7 protein-coding genes and 1 pseudogene are annotated in these 9,361 nt (G+C 73.4%); 4 read left to right on the top strand and 4 right to left on the bottom strand.

Annotated features, from left to right (window positions below; translation table 11 throughout):
* Positions 1-38 precede the first annotated feature (38 nt).
* The 3 genes from IF23_RS0118090 (at position 39) to IF23_RS0118100 (ending at position 4,530) form a co-directional block, all read left to right on the top strand.
* Entirely contained in the window at positions 39-2,462 is a 2,424-nt protein-coding gene (locus IF23_RS0118090) for a polysaccharide lyase 8 family protein (RefSeq protein WP_030284892.1), read from the top strand.
* A gap of 207 nt (positions 2,463-2,669) precedes the next feature.
* Positions 2,670-4,253 (top strand): acyl-CoA carboxylase subunit beta, encoded by a 1,584-nt coding sequence (locus IF23_RS0118095; protein ID WP_030284894.1) that lies wholly within the window; start codon positions 2,670-2,672, stop codon positions 4,251-4,253.
* Between the two features lie 73 nt (positions 4,254-4,326).
* Positions 4,327-4,530 carry an acyl-CoA carboxylase epsilon subunit gene (locus tag IF23_RS0118100; protein ID WP_030284895.1) on the top strand — a complete coding sequence of 68 codons (204 nt, stop codon included), beginning with the start codon at positions 4,327-4,329 and terminating at the stop codon, positions 4,528-4,530.
* Between the two features lie 69 nt (positions 4,531-4,599).
* On the opposite strand, the gene IF23_RS0118105 is transcribed toward IF23_RS0118100, so the two are convergent.
* Entirely contained in the window at positions 4,600-5,892 is a 1,293-nt protein-coding gene (locus IF23_RS0118105) for an MFS transporter (RefSeq protein WP_030284897.1), read from the bottom strand.
* Between the two features lie 267 nt (positions 5,893-6,159).
* Here IF23_RS0118105 and IF23_RS0118110 point away from each other — a divergent pair, with 267 nt between their 5' ends.
* Entirely contained in the window at positions 6,160-7,926 is a 1,767-nt protein-coding gene (locus IF23_RS0118110) for a dihydroxyacetone kinase family protein (RefSeq protein WP_030284899.1), read from the top strand.
* Between the two features lie 68 nt (positions 7,927-7,994).
* Here IF23_RS0118110 and IF23_RS0118115 read toward each other — a convergent pair whose 3' ends face one another.
* The 3 genes and pseudogenes from IF23_RS0118115 to IF23_RS0118125 form a co-directional block, all read right to left on the bottom strand.
* The gene (locus IF23_RS0118115) at positions 7,995-8,573 is read right to left on the bottom strand and encodes a GTP-binding protein (RefSeq protein WP_073447656.1); all 579 of its coding nucleotides are present in this window, start codon (positions 8,571-8,573) and stop codon (positions 7,995-7,997) included.
* Positions 8,554-9,168 carry a DUF742 domain-containing protein gene (locus tag IF23_RS0118120; protein ID WP_030284901.1) on the bottom strand — a complete coding sequence of 205 codons (615 nt, stop codon included), beginning with the start codon at positions 9,166-9,168 and terminating at the stop codon, positions 8,554-8,556. Before IF23_RS0118120 ends, IF23_RS0118115 begins: the two co-directional genes overlap by 20 nt.
* Before the next feature lie 84 nt (positions 9,169-9,252).
* Positions 9,253-9,361: pseudogene (locus IF23_RS0118125) on the bottom strand (roadblock/LC7 domain-containing protein); the annotation flags it as partial.

The raw sequence follows: 9,361 nt of genomic DNA on the forward strand, positions 1-9,361 counted from the left end.
CGGACACGGCCGCCGCGCCGTCACCGAGAGGAACGACCGTGCCGCACCCCGCCGCCTGGTCCCGCCGTGCCTTTCTCGCCGCCGGGGGCGCCGCCGCCCTCGGCGCCGCCACCCCCGCCACCTCGGCCGCACCGGCCGCACCGGCCCGAAGACCCGCCGCCCCCGACGACGTCTTCGCCACGCTCCGCCGCCGCTGGGCGGAGCTGATCCTCGGCACCGGCTACGACCCCGCCGCCGAGCCGTACGCCCGCGCGCTGCGCGAGACCGGGGAGCTGGCCGGACGGTTCGCCGCCACCATGCGGCCCGCCGCCGCCTCGCTCTGGCCCGACCAGCCCTTCGACCCGCCCGCCGGGATCACCCGCAGTCACACCCGGCTGCACACCATGGCCGAGGCGTACGCCCGGCCCGGCACCGGACACACCGGCGACGCCGCCCTCGCCGACGCCGTCCTGACCGGCCTCGACCACCTCGAAGCCGCCGTCTACCACGCCGGGGCGGAGCGCTACGGCAACTGGTGGGAGTGGCAGATCGGCACCCCGCAGCAGCTCCTCGACACCCTCGCGATCCTCGACACCCATCTGCCCGGCGGCCCGCTCCCCGACGCCGAGCGCGCCCGCCACCTCGCCGCCGTCGACCACTTCGTCCCCGACTCGATGCTCGGCGCGTACACCGGCACCAGCACCGGCGCCAACCGCGTCGACCTCTGCCGCGTCGTCGCCCTCAGCGGCGTCCTCGGCCGGAACCCCGCCAGGATCGCCCTCGCCCGCGACGCCCTCTCCCCGGTCTTCCCCTACGTCACCCACGGCGACGGGCTCTACGCCGACGGCTCCTTCGTCCAGCACACCGCCGTCGCCTACTCCGGCACCTACGGCTACGTCCTCCTCGACGGCATCGGCAGACTCCTCGCCCTGCTCGCCGCCACCGAGTGGGCCGTCACCGACCCGGCCCGCCACACCGTCCTCGACAGCGTCACCCACGCCTACGCACCGCTGCTCCACGACGGGCTGATGATGGACATGGTCAGCGGACGGGCCGTCAGCCGTGGCGCGCTGCTCACCGACGACCGCCGCGTCCCGCGCAGCGACCACTACCACGGCCACGCCCTCCTCGCCGCCGTCGCCCTGCTCGCCGAGAGCGCCGACCCGGCCGCCCGCGCCCGCTGGCACGCCCTGGTCAAGGGCCACATCGTCCGCGACCGGGTGCTGCCGGTCCGTACCGACCGCCAGTACACCGTCGCCGACCTCGCCCGCCTCACCGCCGTCGCCGACGGCCCCGCCGCACCCGCCCCCGAACCCGACGGCCACCGCCTCTTCCCCGCCATGGACCGCGCCGTCCACCGCCGCCCCGGCTGGACCGCCGGGCTCGCCATGGCCTCCGACCGCATCGCCCACTACGAGAACGGCAACGGCGAGAACCCGCGCGGCTGGCACACCGGCGCCGGGATGCTCTCCTGGTGGGCGGGGGAGACCGGCGGCGCGCAGTACACCGACGCCTTCTGGCCCACCGTCGACCCCTACCGGATGCCCGGCACCACCGTCTCCACCCGGCGCCTCGCCGACAACGAGGGCGGCGCCTTCGGCGCGCCCCGCCCCGACGTCCGCTGGGTCGGCGGCACCACCGACGGCACCTACGCCGCCGTCGGCCAGCATCTGCGCGGCCTCGGCGTAACGCTCACCGCCCACAAGTCGTGGTTCTTCCTCGACGACACCGTCGTCTGCCTCGGCGCCGGGATCACCGCCCACGACGGCGTGCCCGTCGAGACGGTCGTCGACAACCGCGCCCTCGGCACCGCCCAAGGCGCCACCCTCACCGTCGACGGCCACCCGCAACCCACCGCCCCCGGCACCGCACGCACCTTCCCCGCCGCCCGCTGGGCCCACCTCGCCGGACACGGCGGCTACGTCTTCCCGGGCGGCGCCGCGCTGCACACCCGCCGTGAGGACCGCACCGGCTCCTGGCACGACATCAACGCCGACTCCGACCCCACCCCGCTCACCCGCCGCTACCTCACCCTCTGGCACGACCACGGCACCGACCCGGACGGCGCCCGGTACCGCTACCTGCTGATGCCCGGCGCCACCCGCCACGCCGTCGCCGCCCGCGCCGCCGACCCCCGGTGGCTCACCGTCCTCGCCCACACCGCCGACCGGCACGCCGTCACCGTCCCCGCGCTCGGCCTGACCGCCGTCAACTTCTTCCGCCCCGGCACCGCCGGACCGCTCACCGCCGACGGCCCGGTGAGCCTCCTCGTCCGCCGCACCGGGCCGCGCACCGCCACCCTGCACGCCGCCGCGCCGGAGCGGACCGGCGAGCCGCTGGAGATCGTCTGGCACCGGCCGGTCGCCGCCGTCCCGCACCACGACCCCGGTCTCACGGTCCTCGCCACCGGCCGCACGTTGCGCCTGCGGCTCACCCCGGGGACCGCCTGCGCCACCCACGCCGCCACCCTCACACTGCGCTGACCGGCGCCGACGCCACCGGACGGGGCACCGCACGCCCGCCCCGGTTTTGTCGGCCCCATACAGCACAGGGGTCGCACCCCACCCGAACGGAGCAGCGCGGCGACCTCACGTACAGGAGGCTTCTGTACTGCTTGCCCACCAAATCGCATCCGACGTTGTACGAAACTGACATCGGCGCCCGGGCCCTCGCCCACGTACCGTCGATGCATGACCACTGTCGAAGAGGTGCCCGCGGGCGCGACCGACGCCCGTGGGCGCGTCGCCGAGTTGCACGCGATCCGCGAGCAGGCGTACCGAGGCCCCAGCGAGCGGGCGACCGAAGCCCAGCGCGCGAAGGGCAAGCTGACCGCTCGCGAGCGGATCGAGTTGCTGCTCGACGAGGGTTCGTTCCACGAGGTGGAGCCGCTGCGTCGGCACCGGGCGACCGGGTTCGGCCTGGAGGCGAAGAAGCCCTACACCGACGGTGTGATCACGGGCTGGGGCCAGGTCCACGGCCGGACGGTCTTCGTCTACGCCCACGACTTCCGGATCTTCGGCGGCGCCCTCGGTGAGGCGCACGCCACCAAGATCCACAAGATCATGGACATGGCGATCCAGGCCGGTGCCCCGCTGGTCTCGCTCAACGACGGCGCCGGCGCCCGTATCCAGGAGGGCGTCTCCGCCCTCGCCGGGTACGGCGGCATCTTCCAGCGCAACACCAAGGCGTCCGGCGTCATCCCGCAGATCTCCGTGATGCTCGGCCCCTGCGCGGGCGGCGCGGCCTACAGCCCCGCCCTGACCGACTTCGTCTTCATGGTCCGCGACACCTCCCAGATGTTCATCACCGGCCCGGACGTGGTCCGCGCGGTGACCGGCGAGGAGATCACCCAGAACGGACTGGGCGGCGCCGACGTCCACGCCGAGACCTCCGGCGTGGCGCACTTCGCCTACGACGACGAGGCCACCTGCCTGGAGGAGGTCCGCTACCTCCTCTCGCTGCTCCCGGCCAACAACCGCGAGAACCCGCCGGTCGTCGAGTGCGAGGACCCCGCGGACCGCAGCGGCGACGCCCTCCTCGACCTGGTCCCCGCGGACGGCAACCGCCCGTACGACATGCACAAGGTCATCGAGGAGATCGTCGACGACGGCGAGTACCTGGAGGTCCACGAGCGCTGGGCGACCAACATCATCTGCGCGCTGGCGCGGCTCGACGGCCGGGTGGTCGGCATCATCGCCAACCAGCCGCAGTCGCTCGCCGGTGTCCTCGACATCGAGGCGTCCGAGAAGGCCGCCCGCTTCGTCCAGATGTGTGACGCCTTCAACATCCCGATCGTCACCCTGCTCGACGTCCCCGGCTTCCTGCCCGGCGTCGACCAGGAGCACGGTGGCATCATCCGCCACGGCGCCAAGCTGCTCTACGCCTACTGCAACGCCACCGTGCCGCGCATCTCGATCGTGCTGCGCAAGGCGTACGGCGGCGCGTACATCGTCATGGACTCGCAGTCGATCGGCGCGGACCTCACCTACGCCTGGCCGACCAACGAGATCGCGGTCATGGGCGCCGAGGGCGCGGCGGGCGTCATCTTCCGCCGCCAGATCGCCGACGCCGAGGACCCCGAGGCGATGCGCGCCCGCATGGTCAAGGAGTACAAGTCCGAGCTGATGCACCCCTACTACGCCGCCGAGCGCGGTCTGGTGGACGACGTCATCGACCCGGCGGAGACCCGGCACACGCTCATCCGCTCGCTGGAGATGCTCCGCACCAAGCACGCGGACCTGCCCGCCCGCAAGCACGGCAACCCGCCGCAGTAGCCGCCCCGCCGGTCCGACCGGCGACGCAAACGGCCTCGGCAGCACAGACGACGAAGACGACGGAGACGAACGCATGAATTCCGCAGCACCCGCCAACCCCATCCGCGTGGAGAAGGGCGAGGCCAGCGAGGAGGAGCTGGCCGCGCTGACCGCCGTGCTCCTGGCCCGCGCCGCCCACCGCCCCGCCGCCCCGGTGCGCCCCCGCGCCACCGCCGCGCGCTGGCGCCGTCTGGAGCGCCAGTACGGCTTCCACGGCGCGACCAGCTGGCAGCGCTGACCCTCGCCGGACACACCCCGGGCCCCGCACCACGGACTGGTGCGGGGCCCGGTGCGTGCGGTCGGCGGGTCAGGCGCGGACCGGCTCCGGCGCGGCGTCCGGCCCGTCCGGCACCTGCTCCGCCGCCCTCTCCTCCTCCGGCGTCTTCAGATACAGCGTCAGCAGCGCCGAGACGACGTACAGCGCGGCGAAGATGATGACCACGCCGGACGGACCCAGCGGTCCCAGGAAGAGGCTGACGATCGCCGGACCGACGAACGCGGCGCCGCCCGCACCCAGGTTGAGCAGGGCCATCGCGCCGCCCTTGTTGTCCGGGGCGAGCGCCGGGATCAGCGCCGAGATGGAGACGAACCCGGCGAGCGTCACGCCGTAGAGCATCCCGACGACGATCGCGACGGTGTAGTTGCTGCCGACCGCCTTCGGGACGAAGTACAGCGCCAGCGTGGTGATCGCGCAGCCGACGCCGCCGAACGACGCGATCGTCTTCCGCCAGCCGATCCGGTCGCCGATCACACCGAAGAGGAGGTTGCAGAAGACGTTGGTGCCGTAGATGACGGCGAGCAGCGTCAGCCAGCGGCCCTCGCCGAAGTGCAACTCCTTGGCGAAGAACGTCGGCAGGAACACCAGGAAGCCGAACTCCGGCGCGGTGTTGATGATGCGCACCACACAGCCGACGGCGACCTTCGGATGGGTCCAGGCGATCGAGAGGCTGGAGAGCAGCGACTGCACCGGACGCACCTCCGGCGGCGCCAGCCGCGCGAAACCGGTGCGCTCGCGCACGCCCAGCAGACAGAACGCCCCGCCGACCGCGATGATCGCCAGCGCCACCCACAACGTGCCCAGGTGGCCGAAGAGCGGGTTGGTGACGCCCGCGACGAGGGAGCCGAGCGTCGGCAGACCGCCGGTGAAGGCGACGTAGAACCAGCCGACGGCGGTGCCCATCCGTGCCTTCGGGGCGGTCGCGGTGATCCACACCAGGAATCCGAAGGCGAAGAGCGGGTACCCGAAGCCGCGCAGACCGTAGAAGACCAGCATCAGCGGGTAGTTCTGCGGGCCGATGGCGAGGGTGAGGAAGAGCACGTCGAAGACGACCCACACCGCGAGCCCCAACTGCATCACCCGGCGCGGCCCCCACAGGTCCGACAGCGCCCCGGAGAGCCAGGAGGCGAGCATGACGGTCACGCCGTACGCGGTGATCACATAGGAGGCGTGCACCTCGGTCCCGGCGCCGTGGTCGGCCATGAACGGCGCGATGAATCCGGACTCGACGCCGTCGCCCACCATGAACAGCAGGACGCCGAGGTAGCCGAAGACCAGCGGACGTGGGATGCCGATCCGGTCGAACAGGGTGGGTGGTGCCATGTCACGCCTCCGTGGGGCGGGTGCCGCCGCAGGACGGCGGACGGCGGGTCGGGGCAGGGGAGCCGGGTCTCCGGGCTCGGGCGCCGCCGGTCGGCGGGCGCGGTGCGAGCATCATCAATCCTGAGATCTTCACATGCAAGGTGTGATGCGAGGGATTTTGCGTGGCCGTTCTCCCAGGTGGCTCCGGGATTTCTGGGGCAAGGGGTGACGAGATCTGTGATGTAGGTGTTAAATCAAACAGGGACGAAACAAAGGAGTGTGCCCCTGATGACCACCACCCCCGTCGGCCCCGGACACCACGCCGAGACCTTCCGCGAGGACTGGCTGGAAGGGCTGGCCGACGCCTACGCACGCACCGTCCGCCGCGTCCCGGACGCCTTCGGCGTCGTCGGACGGCACGCTCCCCGCTCCGGCAAGGTCGCCGTCGTCATCGGCGGCGGCTCCGGCCACTACCCGGCCTTCGCCGGACTCGTCGGCCCCGGGCTCGCCGACGCCGCCGCCATCGGCGACGTCTTCGCCAGCCCCAGCGCCGAACAGGTCTACCGCACCGCCCGCGCCGCCGACGGCGGCGCCGGTGTCCTGATGACCTACGGCAACTACGCGGGCGACGTCATGCACTTCGGCCTCGCCGCCCGCCGCCTCGCCGCCGAGGGCACCGACGTCCGCACCGTCCTCGTCACCGACGACGTCGCCAGCGGCCCGCCGCCCGTCGCCGGGCAGGAGATCGACCCCTCCCACGACCGCCGCGGCGTCGCCGGGGACTTCTTCGTCTTCAAGATCGCCGGAGCCTCGGCCGACCGCGGCGACGACCTCGACACCGTCGCCCGCCTCGCCGCCCACGCCAACGCCATGACCCGCACCTTCGGCGCCGCCTTCGCCGGTTGCACGCTGCCCGGCGCCGCCGCCCCGCTCTTCACCGTCGACCCCGGCACCACCGAACTCGGCATGGGCATCCACGGCGAGCCCGGACTCCGCTCCACCCACGGCCTGACCGCCACCGAACTCGCCGATGCGCTCGTCGACCCGCTCCTCGCCGAACTGCCCCGCCCCGCCGACGGCCGCGTCGCCGTCCTCCTCAACGGTCTCGGCCGCACCAAGTACGAGGAGATGTTCGTCGTCTACCGCCAGGTCAACCGCCGCCTGCGGGCCGCCGGCCTGAGGCCGTACCGCCCCGAGGTGGGGGAGTTCGTCACCTCCTTCGACATGGCCGGGGTCTCCCTCTCCCTGATGGCCCTCGACGACGAACTCACCGCCCTCTACGACGCCCCCTGCGACACCCCCGCCTTCCGCGCCCTGCCCGGCGACCACACCCCCACCGCCGACGACCGCCCGGCCGACGCCGACACCGCACGGATCCCGGCCGCCCGCACCGCGCCCGCCCGCCCGGACGACGCGGCCGATCTGCCCGCCACCGCCGCCCTCCGCGCCGCCCTCGACGCCGTCGCCGCCCACGAGGACGAACTCGGCCGCCTCGACGCCGTCGCCGGGGACGGCGACCACGGCATCGGCATCGTCCGCGGACTGCGCGCCGCCGTCGCCGCCGCCCGCGCCACCGAGACCGGCCCGGCCGCGCCCCGCACCGCCGGAGCCGCCCTGCTCGCCGCCGGACTCGCCCTCGCCGACGCCTCCGGCGGCGCGTCGGGCGCGCTCTACGGCGCCCTCCTCGCCGAGACCGGCGCCGTCCTCGCCAAGGCACCCGACGGCCCCTGCACCACCGCCCTGTTCGCCGACGCCGCCGACGCCGCCCACCACGCCGTCGCCGACCTCGGCGGCGCCCGCGTCGGCGAGAAGACCCTGCTCGACGCCCTCGAACCGTTCCGCCGCACGCTGCGCGCCCACACCGCCGACGGCCCCGCCAAGTCCTGGCGCGCCGCCGCCGAGGCCGCCACCCACGCCGCCGCCGCGACCGCCGACCTCGTCCCGGCCCGCGGCCGCGCCGCCCGCATGGGCGACCTCGGCCACGGCCACCCCGACGCCGGGGCCACCTCCCTCGCGCTGCTGCTCACCGCCGTCGGCGACACCCTCACCGACTGACCCGCACATGCCGAAGGCCCCCGTACACCAAGCGGTGCGGGGGCCTTCGGCGTGGTGCGTGCGCGTCGTCAGCGCAGGCGGGCCATGAGCGCGTGCTCCACGAGCGTGATCAGCGCGCTCTTCGCCTCGCTGCGGTGGCGGGCGTCGGTCGTGATGATCGGGGCGTCCGGCCCGATCTGCAGCGCCTCGCGGACCTCGTCCGGCGTGTACGGCTGGTGGCCGTCGAAGCCGTTGAGGGCGATGACGAAGGGGAGTCCGCTGTTCTCGAAGTAGTCGACGGCGGGAAAGCAGTCGGCGAGGCGGCGGGTGTCCACGAGGACGACCGCGCCGATCGCGCCGCGCACCAGGTCGTCCCACATGAACCAGAAGCGGTCCTGACCGGGCGTACCGAAGAGGTACAGGATCAGGTCCTGGTCCAGGGTGATGCGGCCGAAGTCCATCGCCACGGTCGTAGTCGTCTTGTCCGGCGCGTGCGTGAGATCGTCGATCCCCGCAGACGCTGAGGTCATGACGGCTTCGGTGCGCAGCGGGTTGATCTCTGAGACGGCCCCGACGAACGTGGTCTTACCCACGCCGAAGCCGCCCGCCACCACGATTTTCGCGGAGGTGGTGGAGCGGGCTGCACCGCTAGAGCTTGCGAAGTCCACTGAGCACCCTTTCGAGCAGTGTCACATCTGGCTGTCCGCCGGCGGTCTCGTCCCCGCCGGGCTGATGGATGGCGACGAGCCCGGCCTCCGCCAGGTCGGCGACGAGGATCCGGGCGACGCCGAGGGGGATGGAGAGAAGTGCGGAGATCTCGGCGACTGATTTGATCTCGCGGCAGAGGTGGCAGATGCGTTGGTGCTCCGGCAGCTGTCCCTGCAGCTGGGCCGGGTCGGCCGTGGTGCTGACCAGCGCCTCGATGGCGAGCTGGTAGCGCGGCCGGGTCCGGCCCCCGGTCATGGCGTACGGGCGCACCAACGGATTGTGCGCGCCGCCCGCGGGCGCCTGGGGCGCCGGGGGCTGCGGCTGCACCGGCTGAATGCCGGGCGTCCGAGGGGGCTCGTACACCGACGGCTCGTACGGCTGGGGGTCGTACGGGCGGGGTGGGGACTGCGGGGGCTGCTGCTGCCGCGGCGGCTGGGACCGCTGCGGCCGACGGCTCGGCGCGGACGGGAAGTTGAAGCGGTTGTGAGGGGTCTCGCCCTGGGGTCCGGACTGCTGTCCGGGACCGTACGGGTACCCGTCAGGGGGCGTTGCCACGTCTCCTCCTCAACTTGCCTGTCTGACGCCGGTCGCGCCCTCGCACCCTAATGGGCCGAAGGCGGGAAACGCACTGCTTGTCTGCTAGTTCAGAAGGCTGCCCTGGAGTTCGGCGCGTAGGTCGGGGGTGAGGACGTTGCCTGCGCGGTCGACCAGGAGGGCCATTTCGTAGCCGACGAGGCCGATGTCGCAC

This window comes from Streptomyces catenulae, from assembly GCF_000718015.1.
Lineage (GTDB): Bacteria > Actinomycetota > Actinomycetes > Streptomycetales > Streptomycetaceae > Streptomyces > Streptomyces catenulae.